Here is a 15,772-nt window from a genome sequence, read left to right on the forward strand (position 1 = left end):
GCTGCTGTCCCTCCGAACAGCTGAGGATCACGACCACGATGTACGACACCATCTTCGACGACGAGGACTGGGCCGTCGGCTCGAGCACCCTGGTGCGCCGCCCGTCCGCCAGAGAGCGCGGGTACCGACCTTCCCGGCTCGGGCAGCTATCGGCGCTCCGACGGGAGATCAAGGCCGAAGCCATCGCGCGCCGTAAGGGCCTGTCCATCACGACGGACCTGTACGCCCTCGGCGTCGAACCGGTCAATTCCCTCCTGCGCGCCCAGGTCTACGCCGAGGGCGAGGGTTTCACCGTACGGGCAACGTTTCAGTGATCCGCACGGTGAGGAGGACCCCACTCTGCGCACCGGCTGGCAGAAGATGTGCAGTCACGTCGCCGGGGGATTCGCTCACGGCATCGTCGTGGTCGGCCCCTCCGACATCAGCAACGATCTCGACGAATTGGAGTTCACGCTGCGCTGGGCGCAGGCGCACTGCGCGTTCGTCGATTTCGTCCTCGCTCTCTTTCCCGACTCCACCGAGGCACCTCGCTGACGCCCTGGTGCCCGGCCCGCTGAAAGAAACCTTGTGATGACCGCTCTGCGCAAAGCAAGCCCGGCCTGGCTCGACAACACCTGCCATGTCCTGCTTCGCCAGATCGCTCGCGGTGACCGCCCGCCTGGCCTCCCCCGCGTTGCGGCGGCCGAGCAGCGGCCCAACACTCTGCGGAGTGAGGTCGTTTCGGATAGCTGGTACCGCACGGGGTGACGGTGCCGGACCGCATCGAATGCGGTGTCCGCGCGGAACTCCACTACCACCTCCGGCTCAACCGGCCGGAAGACCAATGCCTCGTTGGAACCCCAGCCGGCGGAGAACCGGGCGTTCTCCCAGGGGTGTCCGCTCTGGGCCGGGCTCAGGACCGCAGCGAGCTGCCGGGCGGCAGCTCGCGCCAGCGGCGTCGTTCGGGCGATGAGCCGCAGGCGTCCGTCCGCGTCGTAGCGGCCGAGCAGCAACGTGCCCGGCGAGGTGAGAGGACCAGTCACCCCAGCAACGATGCCTTCGGCACTCTCGAACGAGCACTGGTGAAGTGTCGGTATTCGAGAGTTGCAGTATTCGCCTGCGGAGTGGGCAGGCACGGCCGTTCACCCGTGCGGTGTTGTTACATCCTCCGCTTGAGATTCAGCCGCCCAGTTCGTGGGCTGCCAGGGCGGTGCCTTCGATGCGGGCGCGGATCTTGGCGAAGGCGGTGTCCCGGGAGGTGGAGGTGTCGTCGGCGAAGGGGGAGAAGCCGCAGTCGTCGCAGGTGCCCAGGCGGTCGACGGGCACGTGACGGGCAGCGGCCAGGACGCGGTCGCGGACCAGTTCGGGGGGCTCGATGCGGGGATCGATCGGGTCGGTGACGCCGATGAAGGCGCGGGCCTGGTCGGGAAGGTGATCGGCGAGGACGGCGAGGACCTTGTCCGGTTCGGGCTCGCTGGCGAGCTGCACGTAGAAGGCACCGGCTTTGAGCCGGAGCAAGACAGGCAGCAGGGCCGTGTAGTCCACGTCAAGACTGTGCGTGGAGTCCTGATCACCGCCGGGGCAGGTGTGTACGCCGATCCTGGCCTGCTCGGCGGCGGAGAAGCGTTCCAGGACCCGGTTGTTGAGCGTGATGAACTGCTCCAGCAGTCCGCCGCCCGGGTCGAGCTTCAGTGCCAGACGGGCCTCGGTGAAGTCCAGCTGGACGCAGTGCGCGCCGGAATCCAGGCACCGTCGGATGTCGGTCTCGGCCTCACTGGTGAGGTCATCGAGGAAGGCGTCGCGGGGATATCCGTCAATGCCGTCGGGCGGGTAGAGCAGGCTGAGAGCCGAGGGCGCGATGACGGCCTGTTTCACCGGTACGGTCGCGTACCGCAGGGCCGTGCGGAGATAGCGGTCGGCGTGGATGCCGTAGCGCAGCGGCCCGGCCGTCAGGCGGGGCAGCTGTCGCTGGTGTCCATCGGCGAAGGGAATGACGACGCCGTCGGGTGACAGCCGGTCCAGGCCGGACAGGGGATAGGTGGCGAAGCTGGGTTTGGCCTGTTCGCCGTCGGTGACGACCGGGGAGCCGATGTCCTCCAGGCAGCGAATGGTGTCAGCGACCGCGCGGTCCTGGGCAGCTGCCAGTTCCTCGTTGCTGGTCCTGCCCGCGGCATGGTCTGCCATGGCTGCGAGGAGCTCGGCGGGCCGGGGAATGCTGCCGATGGGTTCGGTGGGAATACCTAGCACGGCCGGGGTCACGCTCCGATCTCCAACAGCGCCTCACCGGCGCTTCCCGACAACCCGGACAAGAGGCACTGCGTGGGCAGTTGGCCGGGGAGCGCGGGCACGGTCCGATGCGCCGCCAGCCCTTCGCCGCGGCCCTCGACGACCCGGCCCGACAGCCTGACCACGAGGACGCCGGCGACGCGGATGCTGGTGCCGCTGTCGTAGGAGATCAACGACCGTTTGCCGTCGGCATAGCGGACGACTTCCCTGAGACGGGGGCTGTCTACCGCGATGCAGGACGCTGAGGGTGACTCTCCTTCCAGGTAGCCGGTGGCCGACACCGTCCGGCCGGGAGCGACCGCGCATCCGTAACTGGCGCGCGTGCGAACGCGGGTCGGGCGGGGCAACAGAGTCAATGACGGGTCGTACATGCTGGTGCTGGAACCCATGCACAGGACACTTTCTCTCTGCTCGGGCACATGGGCCTGGCTCGCCGGGGCCCACACCACCGACGAGCCCACCCGGGCCAAGGAGCTCAGCGCCACTGCCGCGCCACCTCTACCGAACATCCACCCTCCAGCGAATCGGCTCTGCCAACAGGTTGTGACTACCCCGGGCCACTCCTGCCACCCAGGCGCGTTGGCGCACATCACCCGCGTACGACCGGCACTGTGCGCGGGACGCGCCCCGCGCACACCCAATGGGTGTCTTGAGCCCGAGGCCGAGGGGTAAGCCGAACCGGAACACAGCACTCACACAGAACGTCCCCGTCAGGAAGGGATCCCGATGGACCAGGCAGCCGCGCAGAGACTCCTCTTCGCCATGCTGGACGCGGACGGAGACGGAGTCGTCTCCAGCGACGAATACATGGCACGCACCAGGAACGTGGCGCTGGCGACGGGGCGCAAGGAGGACGATCCGCTCGTCGTCACCGCACGCACACTCGGCGAGCGGGCGTGGGCATCGATGGACGCCGATGGCGACGGGGGGATGACCTTCGACGAATACGCGGCCTGGGCGGGCGCCGAGGCGTTCGACACCGTCTGCGCGCCCGTCCTCGGCGCCCTCTTCGACCTCGCGGACACCGATCAGGACGGCTCCCTCGACGCGTCCGAGTTCACAGCTCTGCGCACAGCACTGAACAACCCGGCCACCAACGCCGAAGCAGCGTTCGAGGCCCTGGACACCGATGGCGACGGACGCATCAACCGCGACGACTACATTGCCTCGATCCGCGCCTACGTCACCGGCGAAAGCTCTTCGATGGGCACGGCGCTGTACAGCAGGCCGCTCGAGGACACCCCAGCGCAGTGATAGACGGGTCCGTAAGGTCTGGACCGTGGACACCTTCCTCCAGGGACATGCCAGCGAGGAAGGCGGTGGCATCGACGCCGTCGTCGTCCTCGCCTTCCCGGTCGGCGAGGAGGAACAGCGGCGCCTGGTACTCACGGGCGTCACGATCATCGCCGCGGGCGGTCAGCACGCCCCCTACCCGAACGTCTCCATCGACGACGAGACCGCCGGCCGCCAAGCCATGGACCACCAGCTCTTCCTGGGCCAACGCCGCATCGCCATGATCGCCGCCGTCGACCCCGAGCAGCCCGACGAAGTCCAGCCTTCCGGTCCGGCGTCTCAGCCACCGGTATGAGTCGTCCCTGTTCGACACAGACGCCCGGATGCACACGCGAAGGAGTTCTGCGTAGACAGAAAGCCTTTCGGTGCGGTCAGACCGGACGGTGCGATCGCGTCTCGGGCCATAGTTGCAGCAGGTATTGCTCAGTGCCGTCGTATCGAGTCAAGGCGTCCTGCGGCGCGGACGACTGAGCGAGCTGCCGGGCCTCCTCGCGACCGCGGAAAGACAGGCGGGCCTGATGGCTTCCTTTCGGGACGGTGACATCCCATGCCCCTCTCGTACGCTCCGAGATGACGAGTAGCCCGGTCGGCAACTCCAAACGGAGGTCGCGGTGGCCTGCCCATCCATCGGGCAGTGGTGGCGCTCCCGTCCAAGTGTCGATTGCAAGCTTCACTTTGAACTGTGACTGAGCTGTGTCCACGGTGATTTCGTATCCGTTGCCTGCCGCAAAGTTTTTGATGGCGAGAGGAATCAGGCGGCTGTCACGGACGTCAAAATCCGGATCGTAGAGGTCGAATCCCCCGTAGTCGGGCATCACGAGGGTTACGTACGAAGTCAGCTGATCAGCCACGTCGCTCCTCGGGGCCGGGGACTGCCGGGCGTGGGCACGGGCCGCAAACCCGCTTTGAGGTTTCCGACCCGTGCCCATGGTGCCCCGTTGGCCAGGATCAGCTGATGGCCGTGATCCCGTTCCAGCCAGAGTTGCCTATGACGGTGGTTGGACTTCAACTCGCGGCGTGCCTCGGCCACGGATGGGTCCGTTCGCTTCTTCTCCGTGCAGATCCCGACCGGGCAGCGGAACCAGATCATGTACAGATGCGGGCACCGGGTGGGCCTGGCGCACTCGCAGTCCGCCGACCCCAGGGGTGACGCCTGCCAGGGGCGCCTCAGCCTGTCTCGGTCCGTATCAGCCGGCCGGCTCCTCTTCGGGCTCGGTGCGGTCCCTCGCGCGGCGGCCGACCACCGCTGCGGCCGCCACCGCGCTGCCGAGGAAGGCGAGGGCGACCGTCCAGGGCTGGTCGATCACGTGGTCCGTGGCGTGGTCCAAGGAGTAGCGTCCGGCCCCCGCCAGGCCGATTGCCGCGGCGGTGAAGCCGAGGAACGCCGGGTACTCGAACCCGCCGCCCTGGGCGAAGAAGCCGGCCGGGGCGTGGACGGAGACCGCCCCCGCCATGGCGCCGGCCGCGGCGGCTCCCGCCGCCGGGGTGGCGAGGCCCAGGGCCAGCAGTGCGCCGCCGCCCATCTCCCCGAGACCGGCGGCGACGGCGCTCTGCTTGCCCGGGCGGAAGCCCATGTGTTCCATGGCGAGCGCCGTGCCCTCGAGTCCGCCGCCGCCGAAGCAACCGAAGAGCTTCTGGGCGCCGTGCGCCATCAGGACCGCGCCGGTGCCGGTCCGCAGCACGAGCAGTCCGAGGTCACGTCGGTTGAGGCAGGTCATGGGTTCTCCCGGAGCGTGGGGCCGATGGGCTCGGGACCAGTCTCAGGCGCGTACGCGGGCGACCCTCAGCGATGCTGGGCCGTACGGGGCGGAGGCGTGCGGGGACGGGCACGTGTGGGGCGGGCACGTGCGGGACGGGCACGTACAGGGGCGGGGGCATGCAGGGGTAGCGGCGTGCGGGGGTGGGGGCACGCGGGGGTGGGTGTCTGGGGCGGGCGCGCGGCACGGCGTACGGCGGTCCGGGGCGCGACCGGCGCGACCGGGTGGGGGCCCGTGCGGGGGTCGGGCGCGACCGAGTGGGGCACGTGTGGGGGTCGGGGCGCGACCGAGTGGGGCACGTGTGGGGGTCGGGGCGCGACCTGGTGCAAGGGACGCGCGGGGCCCTGGGTCGACCAAGCGCGCCCCGGCATGCGTTGGTGCCCGGGGTCGGCCGAGCGCGCCCCGATATGCGTCGGCGCCCGGGGCCGGCCGAGCGCGCCTCGGCACGCGACGGGGTCCGGGGCCGTCCGAGCGCGCCCCGGCATGCGTCGGCGCCGGACGTGCGGGGGTGGCTCGGGGGCACCCGCCCGGCCCGTTCCGGCCGTGGTCAGCGGCCCGTCTCGCCCTGGGCCGTCTCGATCCCGCCGTGCAGATCCGCCGCCGCCTCGATCGCCGACGCGGCCGAGACGCACAGACAGCCCAGCAGGACGGTGCCTATCAGCCGGGCACCGCGCGCGCGGGCCTTGCCGGCCACGGGGCGCCGGTCGAGCAGGGCGGCCACCCGGCGCGGCACCGGTCCCGCCGCCGCGGCGAGCACCGCGCGGGGCCGGGGCGCGGGGACGCGGGAGGCGAGGGCGGCGCGGCCGATCGCGCGTGCGGCGAGGCGGCGGTCGCCCACGGCCGATGCGGCGTACTCGTCGGCGGACCGCTCCAGGGCGAAGGCGAGGGGGGCGCGCAGCGAACGCAGCGCGGGGTGGCAGTGCCCGGCGAGCTCGGCGGCGGCGAGGAACAGGTGGTGCCGGCCCAGGAGGTGGGCCCGCTCGTGGGCGAAGAGGGCTTCGCGCTCGGCGGGACCGAGGGCGCCCAGCATGCCGGTGGTGACGACGATCCGTCCCGGGCGCCCCGGCAGCGCGTACGCGTCCGGATTCCGGTCCCGCAGCACCGCGAGCTCGCCGGTGGCCGGGCCCAACTGGGCGCGGGCGGCGCCCAGTTCGGCGAGGTGACGCCGGGCGGCGCGCACCAGGGACGCGGCCGTGAGGGCGACGAGTCCGGCGGCGGTGACAGCGGCGGGGAAGGCGAGCCAGGCGGGAAGCGCGTCGAGCGGCGCCGTCAGCTTTCCGAGCGAGGCGAAGAACGGCAGCCGGAGCGCTCCGGCCAGCGCGATCAGACCGAGGGCGGCGGTCGAGCAGGCGGCGAGACCGGTGGCCGTGGCCGCGAGCAGCCAGCCGGCCGGCCGTGGCGGCAGCGCGTCGGCGAGCCGGCGGGCCGCGGGCGCCGCGAGGAAGGGCACGAGGAGCGGGATCCACACCCAGAAGATCATTGGCCGTCACCCCCGGACTCCTCCAGGAGCGCGCGCAGCAGCCGCTCGTCCTCGTCGCTGAGCTGGGAGACGAAGCGGGCGAGGACGGTGGAGCGGTCGCCCTCCTTCGCCAGCTCGGTGTGCATGCGGCGGGCGGTCAGGCCCGGCGCGTCCTCGGTGGGCGAATACGCGTAACCGCGCCCGGCGCGCCGGCGGGTGACCGCGCCCTTGTCGTACAGACGGGTCAGGATCGTCGTCACCGTGGTGCGGGCCAGATCACCCCCGAGTCCGGCCTGGACCTCGGCGGGTGTGAGCGGCGCTCCTGCGGCCCAGAGCGCGGCGAGAACCCCGGCCTCCAGCTCCCCCGAAGGGCGTCTCGGCTCCCCGTGCCCGACCTCTCCCCTGACAGTCATGGGGCACTCCTCCCGCCTCATTCGTCTACAGTGCTGTAGACCGCCTACTTCACTGTAGTCAGCCGGGCCGCGCACGTCTCCGGGACGAGCGGCCCGACCACCATTATGGGAGGGCCCACTGACATGGCTGTCGCACCCCTGTTCGCAGCCTCGGCCCCAGCGGCCGTGAACGTCCTCGACGCGGGCTCACTGCTGTCCACGTTCGGGGCCATCGGCATCGCCGTGGTGCTCTTCGCCGAGACCGGTCTGCTCGTGGGTTTCCTCCTGCCGGGAGACTCCCTGCTGTTCACCGCGGGCCTGCTCTGCGTGCCGGGCGGCAACGGCCCCGTTTCGCTCTCACTGCCCCAGGTCCTGCTCTGCTCGGTGGCAGGCGCCCTGGCCGGCGCCCAGGCGGGGTACTGGATCGGCCGGCGCGGCGGCCGCGCCCTGCTGGCCCGCAGCAAGTCGCGCAAACTGCATGAGGGCGCGGCCCGCGCCGAGGAACTGCTCGCCACCTACGGCCACGCGAAGGCGATCGTGCTCGCGCGCTTCGTGCCGATCGTCCGTACGGTGCTCAACCCCCTCGCGGGCGCCCTGGACGTACCGGCCCGCGTGTTCGCCCTCTGGCAGATCGCGGGCGGCCTGGTGTGGACCTGCGCGCTGGTGCTCGGCGGTTACGCGCTCGGCTCGTCCGTGCCGAACATCGACCGCTATCTGCTGCCGCTGGTCGCGGTGGTCGTCGCCGTGTCGCTCACCCCTGTCGCGCTGGAAGTACTGCGCGCCCGGCGCGCTCGTTCGGGCACCGAGGACGTCCGCTGATGGGCGCCCGGGCTCGTGGCGCGTGGGGCGTGACCGCGCGATGACGAGGGTCCGGCGCACGGGCGCGGCGGCCGGCCTCCTGCTCGCGCTTCTCGTCCTGCTCACGGTGACCGTCGCCGTACGCCACGGGGCGCCGCTGCCCGGCGACCGCGCCCTGCACCACTGGCCCCTCGCCCACCGGCCGCCGGTCGCCGTGGCCACCGCGCGCGCCATCACGGCGACCGGGACCGGCGTCGTGCCCTACGTCCTGGCCGTGGTCGCGGGCCTGATCGCGGGCCGTGGCCGCAAGGGGCGCCGGTACGCGGTGGCCGGCGTGCTCACGGTGCTCGCGCTCGGCCAGGTGGTGCGGTACGGCCTGATGGCGGCGGTGGCCCGGCCGCGCCCCGCCGCCGTGGACTGGGCGACCACGGCGTCGGGTCACTCCTTCCCCTCGGGACACACCGCCACGAGCGCCCTCACCGCCGGGCTGCTCGCCTGGGCGGTGGTGGCCCGCTCCGGCCGCTCGGCCGCCCGCCCCACGATCGCGGTGCTGTCCTTGTGGGCGGTGGCCGTCGGGCTCTCCCGGGTCTACCTCGGGGTGCACTGGGCGAGCGACGTGCTGGGCGGCTGGCTGTTCGCCTCAGTGTGGCTCTGCCTCGCCGCGCTCGCCACGACGCCCGGCGTGCTGATCGCGCGCCGGCGCGGGGCCGCACCGTCCGCGCGCGCCGCCGGGACCGACCCGGACGTGACCGCGCCCCCTGGGGGCAACTCCCGCGACGCACAAGCGGGTTGAGGCGGCTCAACAGCGGCGCAACAAGGCGGCCGACGCGGTCGAGGTCTCCCCGCCGGTCTCCGCTCCGGTTCCACGCCAGTGCTCCCCGCCGGTCTCCGCGCAAGGCCGGCGAGTGGCGCCGGCCGACCGGCCCTCAGCACGCGGCCATGCATATTCCGCAGTAGCGGTCGGCGTCGGTCAGCTCCGGCGGGACCGGCTTGGCCGCCTCGTGCCGCTCCAGGCTGCGGCCGCACAGGGTGGTGGGATCCCGGTCGCTCATGACGTGCCACAGGAGGGTGTCACCGCGTTCCGCGCCCGGCCCGTCGAGAACCGATTCCGCTCGCATTTCGTGCATGGCGTGCTCCCTCCGCCCCGGGCCGAGCCGGAGCCGCTTCGTGCTCCAGGGGCCGGGACTGCCGGTGGGCGCGGGGCCGCCGGCCGGTCCGGCCGGGGTCGCGCTTGCCTTCTTCGAGCAGACCCCGCGCGCCGCGCGCCCGCCTCCCGGCGCCGTGCGGCACGTCCGGCGAAATCCCCCGCGGCGCCCGCGACGGCGCAGGTCGTCGCGGGTACGCCGGTCGGAGTCGGCCCGGGCAAAATATGCGGGAGCGCGCCCGAACGGGTGAAGCGCGGAGACGAGGGGACACCAACTGCGCACCCCGCATGCCGCCTTCGCGCACCCCGGCCCCGACCGACTCGGCCGGCCGTGTTCAGGTCGCCTTGAAGAAGGCGTTCCAGCCGCCGGGCGGCGCCTGCCCCACTTCCAGTGAGCGCAGCCGGTCGAGGACCCTCGGGTCCTGCACGTCGAGCCAGTCCACGAACTGCCGGAACGAGACGAGACGTACGTCCCGCTTGCCGGCCATGCCCTTCAGGGCCTCCTCGACGGCGTCCATGTAGATGCCGCCGTTCCACTCCTCGAAGTGGTTGCCGATGTAGAACGGCGCGCGGTTCGTCTCGTACGCGCGCTTGAAGCCCGCCAGGTAGGAGGAGGTGGCCTGGGAGCGCCAGCCGGCGTAGCGCGAGGTCATGCCCTTGGTGCTGTTCTTCGACTGGTTGGCGAGGATGTTGTAGTCCATGGACAGGACCTCGAAGGAGTGCCCGGGAAACGGGATGCCCTGCAACGGAAGATCCCATACGCCATGGCGCTTGTCCGGCCACTTCTGGCGTCCGCCGGGCGACGAGGCGTCGTAGCGCCATCCCCGCTCCTTCGCCGCGGTCAGCAGGTTGTCCTGGCCCAGCAGACAGGGCGTACGGCCGCCGACGAGCTCTTTGTGGTAGTCGAACGGCAGCGGGTCCTCGTCGTGCCAGCCCGTGTTGGTGCGCCATTCGGTGACGAAGGAGACCGCCTGGTCGATCTCGCTGTGCCACTGCGCGGGCGTCCAGCCCGCGACCGATCCCGAGCCGCCGCAGAAGTGGCCGTTGAAGTGCGTGCCGATCTCGTGCCCGTCCAGCCAGGCCTGCCGGGTGTACTTCAGCGTCTCCTTGAGGTGTGCGTCGCTGAGGTAGCCGATGTCGGAAGCGCCGACGGGGTTGTTCGGCGGGCGGTAGAGGCTCCGCTTCGATTCGGGGAGCAGATACAGGCCGGAGAGGAAGAACGTCATGCCCGCGCCGTGGTCCCGCGCCACGTCGAGGAAGCGCGGGAAGAGCCCGTTGCCCACCTCGCCCGCGCCGTCCCAGGAGAAGATCACGAACTGCGGTGGGGTCTCGCCCGGTTCGAGCGGAACGGGTGGGTCGGGCTGGTTGGGCTGCTTGCCCGTGTCCGCGGTCGAGCCGTCACCGATCAGCTTGGCGTGCGCTTTCGCCGGCTTCCCCGGCCCCTGCCCCTGCCCGGGCCGGCCCGCCTCCCCGGAGCCTTCGCCTGCGAAACCGCACCCGGCGAGCCCCGCCACCGCGACCGCCCCAAGTCCCGCGCCCAGCAATCCCCTTCGAGTGATGTCTGGCATTCCCGCTCCCGTCACAGATCCCACGGACCTCAGATGTGTAGACCAGTGAGGGGTGAAATAACCCGATTTCCACCTAATTTGAGCCTCCCGCCTCGCCGTACGAGCCCCCCGGCCCAGCGCGCGTAACGAGACCGCCCCCCTCGCCCCCAGGGGAGGCAAAGCGCGACTAAAGAGCTCCCCATCCAGCACGGCGACCCTCCGCGCGCGCCCCAACTCGCACCGACCGCACCCGCCTTCCCCTCGTTAGCGTCATGTTGACGACAACAAGAAGGTCCCCTATCGTCGAACTGACGAAAAGAGAGGGGCATCCCCCATGGCCGACATCTCCCGGCGCTTCGGCTGGCGCCACCTGCGCTCCGCGCCCACCTCGCACATCCGCCACCACCGGAACGGGAGGCCGGCCCACGACGGCGCCGGCCTGAGCTTCTGGTTCAGGCCGCTGAGCGCCGCCCTGTCCGAAGTGCCGGTCAACGACCGGGAGCTGGCCATGGCCTTCCATGCCCGTACCGCCGACTTCCAGGACGTCACCGTGCAGGCGACCGTGACGTACCGGATCAGCGAGCCGGACACCGCAGCCGACCGGCTCGACTTCTCGATCGACCCCGACACGGGGGCCTGGCGCGGCGACCCCCTGGAGCAGTTGTCGACGCTGCTGACGGAGACCGCCCAGCAGCACGCTCTCGACGTACTGGCGCGCACCACGCTCTCGGCCGCCCTCGCCGACGGCGTCACGGCGGTACGGGAGCGGATCACGGCCGGGCTCGCGGCGGAGCCCCGGCTGCCCGCCACCGGTATCGAGGTCGTGGCGGCCCGGGTCGTCGCGATCCGGCCCGAACCCGAGGTGGAGCGAGCCCTGCGCACTCCCGCACGGGAGCGGATCCAACAGGAGGCGGACCGGGCGACGTACGAGCGGCGCGCGGTGGCCGTAGAGCGCGAACAGACCATCGCCGAGAACGAACTCGCCAGCCGGATCGAACTGGCCCGCCGCGAGGAGCAGTTGGTCGAGCAGCGCGGCACCAACACCCGTCGGGAGGCGGAGGAGGCGGCGGCCGCCGACGCGGTGCGCACCGAGGCCGAGGCCGCCCGCACGGTGCGGCTCGCGCGGGCGGAGGCGGAGGCGGCGCGCGCGACGGGCGAGGCGCGGGCCTGGGCGCAGGAGGCCTGGCTGCGCGTGCACGGTGGGACGGACACCGCCACGCTGCACGCGCTCGCCATGACGCGGCTCGCCGAGAATCTGCCCCGGATCGACAGCCTCACCCTCTCCCCCGACCTGCTCACCGACGTGCTGGCCCGGCTCGGCCGGGGTGGGCCGGCATGAGCCTGGCGCCCCGCGCGGTGCTCGTCCACCGCGTCTCGGAGTACGAGGAACTGCTGGCCCGGCACGGCACGCACGGCCAGGCCGCCTTCTTCCTCTCCTCGCGGGGCCGCGACATCAAGGAGGTGGCCGAGCGCCATCACCGGACCGCGCGGGCGCTGGCCGACGTGGCGGCGGCGATCCCGGCGACCTGGCGCCAGGCCAGGACCGAACGCGGGGACCTCGACCGCTTCCTGTTCGCGGCGCGTGACGTGGTCGTGGTGGTCGGCCAGGACGGTCTGGTCGCCAACGCCGCCAAGTACCTGTCGGAGCAGCCGGTGATCGGCATCGACCCCGAACCGGGTCGCAACCCCGGCGTTCTGGTACGCCACCGGCCCGCGTCGGCCGGGGCGCTCTTGACCTCGGCGGTCTCGGAGCGCTGCCCGGTCGAGGAGCTGACGATGGTGGAGGCGCTGACCGACGACCGTCAGCGCCTGCTCGCGCTCAACGAGATCTACCTCGGCGCTCCGGGCCACCAAACGGCGCGATACCGCATCGGACCCGACGACCCGGCCGCGGCCTGTGAGGCGCAGGCGTCGTCGGGCGTCCTGGTGGGCTCGGGCACCGGGTCCACCGGCTGGCTGCGCTCGCTGTGGCGCCAACGGGCCGGGGCCCCAGAGCTGCCGGGCCGCTCCGACCCCCGCCTGGCGTGGTTCGTGCGCGAGGCGTGGCCCTCGCCGGTGACCGGCACGTCGTTCATCGGCGGAGAGCTCCACGGGTCCGAACGGTTGCGCGTCACCGTCGAGTCGGACCACCTGGTTGCCTTCGGAGACGGAATGGAAGCCGACGCCCTGAACCTGACGTGGGGTCAGACGGTGAGCCTCGGCGTGGCGCGGACGGCGTTGCGGCTGGTGGCGTGAGGGCTGCGAGCGACGGCCCTGGGGGCGCCACCGGGCCCGGTGCCGAGATTCCGCGTCGCCGTCCGGGCGCCACGGGACCCGGACGACCGCGCGTCAGCGGGCCGTGACGGACGATTGTCAGTGGCGTACGGCATCGTGAAGGGTGAGGGCCCAACTGGGTCTGAGCCGGTTCCGATCCGGGTCCGATCCGGGTCCGATCCGAGTCCGAACTGCTGAGGGAAGGCTGCCGATGACCGCCACCGCTGTGATGACGTCCCATGAACGCTCCGCCGCCCAGGCGTATCTGCGCCTGCTGAGCACGGTGCGCGCCGCCCTCGACGCGCCCGTGGACCGCCCGCAGGCCCCGCTCGCGCTGGAGGGAGTCATCGCCGAGGCGGACGACGCGCTCGCGCGGGCGGGGCTCGCGGGCAATGAGACCGCGCTGTTCACGCTCGTCGGCAGCCTGCACACGGGCGGGGCGGCCGCGCCAGGACAGCCCCGGCCATGACCACCCCGCGCCTGGCGCCGGGCTCCGGGCGGGATCCTGCGCCGCCCTCAACTCCCGTTCCTGGCTCAGCGCTTGAGGCCGACGCCACCGAACATCGCGACCTCGTCGGGCAGCTCGCCCGCCTGCTCCGGGCGCCAGCGCGAGCACGACACCACGCCCGGTTCGAGCAGGTCGAGCCCTTCGAAGAACCGGGCCACCTGCTCCGGGGTGCGCTGTGTCAGCTTCGGCGTGCCGTGCTCGTTCCAGAACGCCACGGCGTCGTCGACGTCGGGCATCGCCGGGCTGGTGATGGTGTGGGACAGCACGAGGTAGCTGCCCGGGGCGAGTTCCTTCATCAGGTCGCGTACGAGCCCACGCGCCTCGGCCTCGTCCTCGATGAAGATGACGACGCCGAGCAGCATCAGGGCGACCGGCCGGCTCAGGTCGAGGGTCTTGCCCGCGTGCTCCAGGATGGTGGCGGTGTCGCGCAGGTCGGCGTCGAGATAGTCCGTGCGTCCCTCGGGGGTGCTGGTCAGCAGGGCACGGGCGTGCGCGAGGACCAGCGGGTCGTTGTCCACGTAGACGATCCGGGCCTCGGGCGCGAGTGCCTGGGCGACCTCGTGGGTGTTGTCGGCGGTGGGGAGCCCCGTACCGACATCGAGGAACTGGCGCACACCCCGCTCCCCCACCAGATGGCGTACGGCCCGGCCGAGGAAGAGCCGGTCGGCCTGCGCGTAGTCGCCGATGCCCGGGTGCAGCGCGCGGATCTGGTCGCCGGCCGCGCGGTCGACAGGGTAGTTGTCCTTGCCCCCGAGCCAGTAGTTCCAGATCCGGGCGGTGTGCGGCTGTGCGGTGTTGATGCGGTTACGCACATGGTCGGGCGTCGAGGAGGGCTCGGGGTTCTCGGTCACGGGTGTGTCTCCTGGGATACGTCGCTACGTCAACGGCCAATCTAGATACTCGCGTTGCGTGTGTCACAGGGGAGCGAGAGGCAATCTCAAGGGGTGTCGCGGGGAGCCCGCCGCCCTCCCCGTCGGCGCCGGGTTCCCGCCGGGCCGCGCTTTCGCCGGGCGACGGTTCGCGACGGGCGGCGGATCTCGACGGACGGCGGATCGCGACGGGCGGCGCCGGGCGAGCGGGCCTGTCGTCGTCAAGCCGTGCCCCGGGGCTCCTCCAGCGCGCCCGCGACCCGCTCGAAGAACGCGGCGTGGGCGGCGGCGCTGCCCGGCGGCTCGGGGTTCCAGGCGACGATGCGGGCGCCGGCCTCCAGGGCGCGCCAGGACGCGTCGGCGCGCACCACCTCCAGCGGGGCCGCGTTCGACCTGATGTCCATGAGGACCAGGCCGGGGCGCAGCGCGGCGGCGGCGCGCCAGGACGCGGTCAGCCAGTTGGTGCCAGGACCCTCCTCCGGCTCGATCAGTGCCACCCCGTGCCGAACGAGGTCGCGCAGATCGGGCCAGGCTCCCGGGCGGGCCAGATGGACCTCGTCCGGGCCTGCCGGGGAGAGTGCGAGGACGCGCGGCGCGGGTGCCCTCCCGGCGGCCGCCCGCAGCCGGCTCTCGGCGGTGTTCAGCGCGGTGACGTCCTCGGCGGGCGCGCCCAACGACCGTGCGAGGTCGCTGAACCGGGCCCTTATTCGGGCCGCCGTGCGCGCCTGGCCCACGTCGAGAACGACCACCGGGACCCGCTCCTCCAGCTGCTTGGCGACCTCCGCATCCAGCCCGTACACCTGTCCGCCGCCATAGCTGACGGCGACGACGAGGTCCGGGGCGACCGCGAGCAGTGCTTCCGCGGTGAGATCGCCTCCCGCGCCCAGATAGCCGACGTCGTCGAGCGGCAGCGCGCCGCTCTTGGCCGGGTCCGGCAGCGGCCCGTCGTGGAAGGAGCCGAACACCGCCACGGGGCGGATGCCCAGATCCTCCAGCGTGGCGCCGGCCTGGATGTAGGCCAGCACCCGGATGGGCGGGGCCGCCGCCGCCGCCGCCACCTGTCCACGGTCGTCCGAGAATCGCCAGGCCCTCTGCTCCATGACGTCATCCGCCCCCAATGCGGTCGGTTCACCGGCCCGGGCACGAGCCGGTCCCCCGCTTGCCTGCCCAACGCCCGGGGGCATCAAGCCAGTTCCCGGCGCGACCTCGCGGCCGCCCGCTTCCACCGGCCGCCGCGGCGGCGGACCACCCGTGCCGGGCCGGCCGTTTCGGGGGCGGCGCGCGTCCTGCGGGCGGATGCCGGGTTCTCACACCGCACCGGGCCGACCGCGCCGGGCCGGGCCGGGTTGCCGCGACCTGCACGGAGCCGCACCGCGCCGGGCTGCCGGAACGCTCAGGAGTCACCCGCCCGGGGCATCGGCCCGGTAACGACGGTTTCGAGCCGTTGGGCGCGAGGGGGGAGGACGGCGGGCCCGGTCGGCTTCTAC

The 15,772-nt window shown here is 72.4% G+C and carries 19 protein-coding genes; 9 read left to right on the forward strand and 10 right to left on the reverse strand.

Going from position 1 to position 15,772, the window contains the following annotated elements; genetic code table 11:
• Positions 1-38 precede the first annotated feature (38 nt).
• Both ACFYM2_RS04965 and ACFYM2_RS04970 read left to right on the forward strand, forming a co-directional pair.
• On the forward strand, positions 39-314 hold the full coding sequence (locus tag ACFYM2_RS04965; RefSeq protein WP_388833403.1) for a hypothetical protein: 276 nt from the start codon (positions 39-41) through the stop codon (positions 312-314).
• Positions 315-360: 46 nt separating this feature from the next.
• Positions 361-534: a hypothetical protein gene (locus ACFYM2_RS04970; RefSeq protein ID WP_388833407.1), complete on the forward strand. Its 174-nt coding sequence runs from the start codon at positions 361-363 to the stop codon at positions 532-534.
• A 624-nt stretch (positions 535-1,158) separates the two neighbouring features.
• Here the strand turns inward: ACFYM2_RS04970 and ACFYM2_RS04975 are convergent.
• Complete coding sequence (locus ACFYM2_RS04975; protein WP_388833410.1) at positions 1,159-2,238, reverse strand: cobalamin-independent methionine synthase II family protein; 1,080 nt, start codon at positions 2,236-2,238, stop codon at positions 1,159-1,161.
• Positions 2,235-2,654: a hypothetical protein gene (locus tag ACFYM2_RS04980; protein WP_359009082.1), complete on the reverse strand. Its 420-nt coding sequence runs from the start codon at positions 2,652-2,654 to the stop codon at positions 2,235-2,237. Before ACFYM2_RS04980 ends, ACFYM2_RS04975 begins: the two co-directional genes overlap by 4 nt.
• Positions 2,655-2,991: 337 nt before the next feature.
• Here ACFYM2_RS04980 and ACFYM2_RS04985 point away from each other — a divergent pair, with 337 nt between their 5' ends.
• On the forward strand, positions 2,992-3,519 hold the full coding sequence (locus ACFYM2_RS04985; protein WP_388833413.1) for an EF-hand domain-containing protein: 528 nt from the start codon (positions 2,992-2,994) through the stop codon (positions 3,517-3,519).
• A 25-nt stretch (positions 3,520-3,544) separates the two neighbouring features.
• Entirely contained in the window at positions 3,545-3,853 is a 309-nt protein-coding gene (locus ACFYM2_RS04990) for a hypothetical protein (RefSeq protein ID WP_388833415.1), read from the forward strand.
• Positions 3,854-3,929: 76 nt separating this feature from the next.
• Here the strand turns inward: ACFYM2_RS04990 and ACFYM2_RS04995 are convergent, their stop codons facing one another.
• The 4 genes from ACFYM2_RS04995 to ACFYM2_RS05010 all read right to left on the reverse strand — a co-directional run bounded on the left by ACFYM2_RS04995 (position 3,930) and on the right by ACFYM2_RS05010 (position 7,187).
• The gene (locus tag ACFYM2_RS04995) at positions 3,930-4,409 is read right to left on the reverse strand and encodes a hypothetical protein (RefSeq protein ID WP_359009088.1); all 480 of its coding nucleotides are present in this window, start codon (positions 4,407-4,409) and stop codon (positions 3,930-3,932) included.
• Between the two features lie 336 nt (positions 4,410-4,745).
• On the reverse strand, positions 4,746-5,276 hold the full coding sequence (locus ACFYM2_RS05000) for a DoxX family membrane protein (RefSeq protein ID WP_388833419.1): 531 nt from the start codon (positions 5,274-5,276) through the stop codon (positions 4,746-4,748).
• Between the two features lie 586 nt (positions 5,277-5,862).
• Positions 5,863-6,795, reverse strand: coding sequence for a M56 family metallopeptidase (locus tag ACFYM2_RS05005; RefSeq protein WP_388833422.1), 933 nt, complete (start codon positions 6,793-6,795; stop codon positions 5,863-5,865).
• Complete coding sequence (locus tag ACFYM2_RS05010; RefSeq protein WP_358993097.1) at positions 6,792-7,187, reverse strand: BlaI/MecI/CopY family transcriptional regulator; 396 nt, start codon at positions 7,185-7,187, stop codon at positions 6,792-6,794. Before ACFYM2_RS05010 ends, ACFYM2_RS05005 begins: the two co-directional genes overlap by 4 nt.
• 123 nt (positions 7,188-7,310) lie before the next feature.
• Here ACFYM2_RS05010 and ACFYM2_RS05015 point away from each other — a divergent pair, with 123 nt between their 5' ends.
• Entirely contained in the window at positions 7,311-7,985 is a 675-nt protein-coding gene (locus tag ACFYM2_RS05015; RefSeq protein ID WP_358993100.1) for a DedA family protein, read from the forward strand.
• 40 nt (positions 7,986-8,025) lie between these two features.
• Complete coding sequence (locus ACFYM2_RS05020) at positions 8,026-8,757, forward strand: phosphatase PAP2 family protein (RefSeq protein WP_388833425.1); 732 nt, start codon at positions 8,026-8,028, stop codon at positions 8,755-8,757.
• A gap of 133 nt (positions 8,758-8,890) precedes the next feature.
• Here ACFYM2_RS05020 and ACFYM2_RS05025 read toward each other — a convergent pair whose 3' ends face one another.
• Both ACFYM2_RS05025 and ACFYM2_RS05030 read right to left on the reverse strand, forming a co-directional pair.
• The gene (locus ACFYM2_RS05025; RefSeq protein ID WP_388833428.1) at positions 8,891-9,091 is read right to left on the reverse strand and encodes a hypothetical protein; all 201 of its coding nucleotides are present in this window, start codon (positions 9,089-9,091) and stop codon (positions 8,891-8,893) included.
• A 352-nt stretch (positions 9,092-9,443) separates the two neighbouring features.
• Complete coding sequence (locus ACFYM2_RS05030; RefSeq protein WP_388833431.1) at positions 9,444-10,676, reverse strand: hypothetical protein; 1,233 nt, start codon at positions 10,674-10,676, stop codon at positions 9,444-9,446.
• Positions 10,677-10,989: 313 nt separating this feature from the next.
• Here ACFYM2_RS05030 and ACFYM2_RS05035 point away from each other — a divergent pair, with 313 nt between their 5' ends.
• The 3 genes from ACFYM2_RS05035 (at position 10,990) to ACFYM2_RS05045 (ending at position 13,377) form a co-directional block, all read left to right on the forward strand.
• On the forward strand, positions 10,990-11,994 hold the full coding sequence (locus tag ACFYM2_RS05035) for an SPFH domain-containing protein (protein ID WP_358993109.1): 1,005 nt from the start codon (positions 10,990-10,992) through the stop codon (positions 11,992-11,994).
• Positions 11,991-12,890 carry a hypothetical protein gene (locus ACFYM2_RS05040; RefSeq protein WP_358993112.1) on the forward strand — a complete coding sequence of 300 codons (900 nt, stop codon included), beginning with the start codon at positions 11,991-11,993 and terminating at the stop codon, positions 12,888-12,890. The genes ACFYM2_RS05035 and ACFYM2_RS05040 overlap by 4 nt, the downstream gene beginning before the upstream one ends.
• A 229-nt stretch (positions 12,891-13,119) precedes the next feature.
• Positions 13,120-13,377, forward strand: coding sequence for a hypothetical protein (locus ACFYM2_RS05045; protein WP_388456103.1), 258 nt, complete (start codon positions 13,120-13,122; stop codon positions 13,375-13,377).
• 65 nt (positions 13,378-13,442) lie between these two features.
• On the opposite strand, the gene ACFYM2_RS05050 is transcribed toward ACFYM2_RS05045, so the two are convergent.
• Positions 13,443-14,267, reverse strand: coding sequence for an SAM-dependent methyltransferase (locus ACFYM2_RS05050; RefSeq protein WP_358993118.1), 825 nt, complete (start codon positions 14,265-14,267; stop codon positions 13,443-13,445).
• 239 nt (positions 14,268-14,506) lie between these two features.
• On the reverse strand, positions 14,507-15,385 hold the full coding sequence (locus ACFYM2_RS05055; RefSeq protein ID WP_388833434.1) for an ABC transporter substrate-binding protein: 879 nt from the start codon (positions 15,383-15,385) through the stop codon (positions 14,507-14,509).
• Between the last annotated feature and the right edge of the window lie 387 nt (positions 15,386-15,772).

Origin of the sequence: Streptomyces sp. NPDC006711 (assembly GCF_042869775.1) — a bacterium.
Taxonomy (GTDB): Bacteria; Actinomycetota; Actinomycetes; order Streptomycetales; family Streptomycetaceae; genus Streptomyces.

Coding starts and splice junctions, on each gene's coding strand:
- ACFYM2_RS04980 (WP_359009082.1), bottom strand. CDS start 2,654: ATGGGTTCCAGCACCAGCATGTACGACCCGTCATTGACTCTGTTGCCC.
- ACFYM2_RS04970 (WP_388833407.1), top strand. CDS start 361: ATGTGCAGTCACGTCGCCGGGGGATTCGCTCACGGCATCGTCGTGGTC.
- ACFYM2_RS04965 (WP_388833403.1), top strand. CDS start 39: ATGTACGACACCATCTTCGACGACGAGGACTGGGCCGTCGGCTCGAGC.
- ACFYM2_RS05045 (WP_388456103.1), top strand. CDS start 13,120: ATGACCGCCACCGCTGTGATGACGTCCCATGAACGCTCCGCCGCCCAG.
- ACFYM2_RS05040 (WP_358993112.1), top strand. CDS start 11,991: ATGAGCCTGGCGCCCCGCGCGGTGCTCGTCCACCGCGTCTCGGAGTAC.
- ACFYM2_RS04985 (WP_388833413.1), top strand. CDS start 2,992: ATGGACCAGGCAGCCGCGCAGAGACTCCTCTTCGCCATGCTGGACGCG.
- ACFYM2_RS05055 (WP_388833434.1), bottom strand. CDS start 15,385: ATGGAGCAGAGGGCCTGGCGATTCTCGGACGACCGTGGACAGGTGGCG.
- ACFYM2_RS05025 (WP_388833428.1), bottom strand. CDS start 9,091: ATGCACGAAATGCGAGCGGAATCGGTTCTCGACGGGCCGGGCGCGGAA.
- ACFYM2_RS05000 (WP_388833419.1), bottom strand. CDS start 5,276: ATGACCTGCCTCAACCGACGTGACCTCGGACTGCTCGTGCTGCGGACC.
- ACFYM2_RS05030 (WP_388833431.1), bottom strand. CDS start 10,676: ATGCCAGACATCACTCGAAGGGGATTGCTGGGCGCGGGACTTGGGGCG.
- ACFYM2_RS05005 (WP_388833422.1), bottom strand. CDS start 6,795: ATGATCTTCTGGGTGTGGATCCCGCTCCTCGTGCCCTTCCTCGCGGCG.
- ACFYM2_RS05035 (WP_358993109.1), top strand. CDS start 10,990: ATGGCCGACATCTCCCGGCGCTTCGGCTGGCGCCACCTGCGCTCCGCG.
- ACFYM2_RS05015 (WP_358993100.1), top strand. CDS start 7,311: ATGGCTGTCGCACCCCTGTTCGCAGCCTCGGCCCCAGCGGCCGTGAAC.
- ACFYM2_RS05010 (WP_358993097.1), bottom strand. CDS start 7,187: ATGACTGTCAGGGGAGAGGTCGGGCACGGGGAGCCGAGACGCCCTTCG.
- ACFYM2_RS05020 (WP_388833425.1), top strand. CDS start 8,026: ATGACGAGGGTCCGGCGCACGGGCGCGGCGGCCGGCCTCCTGCTCGCG.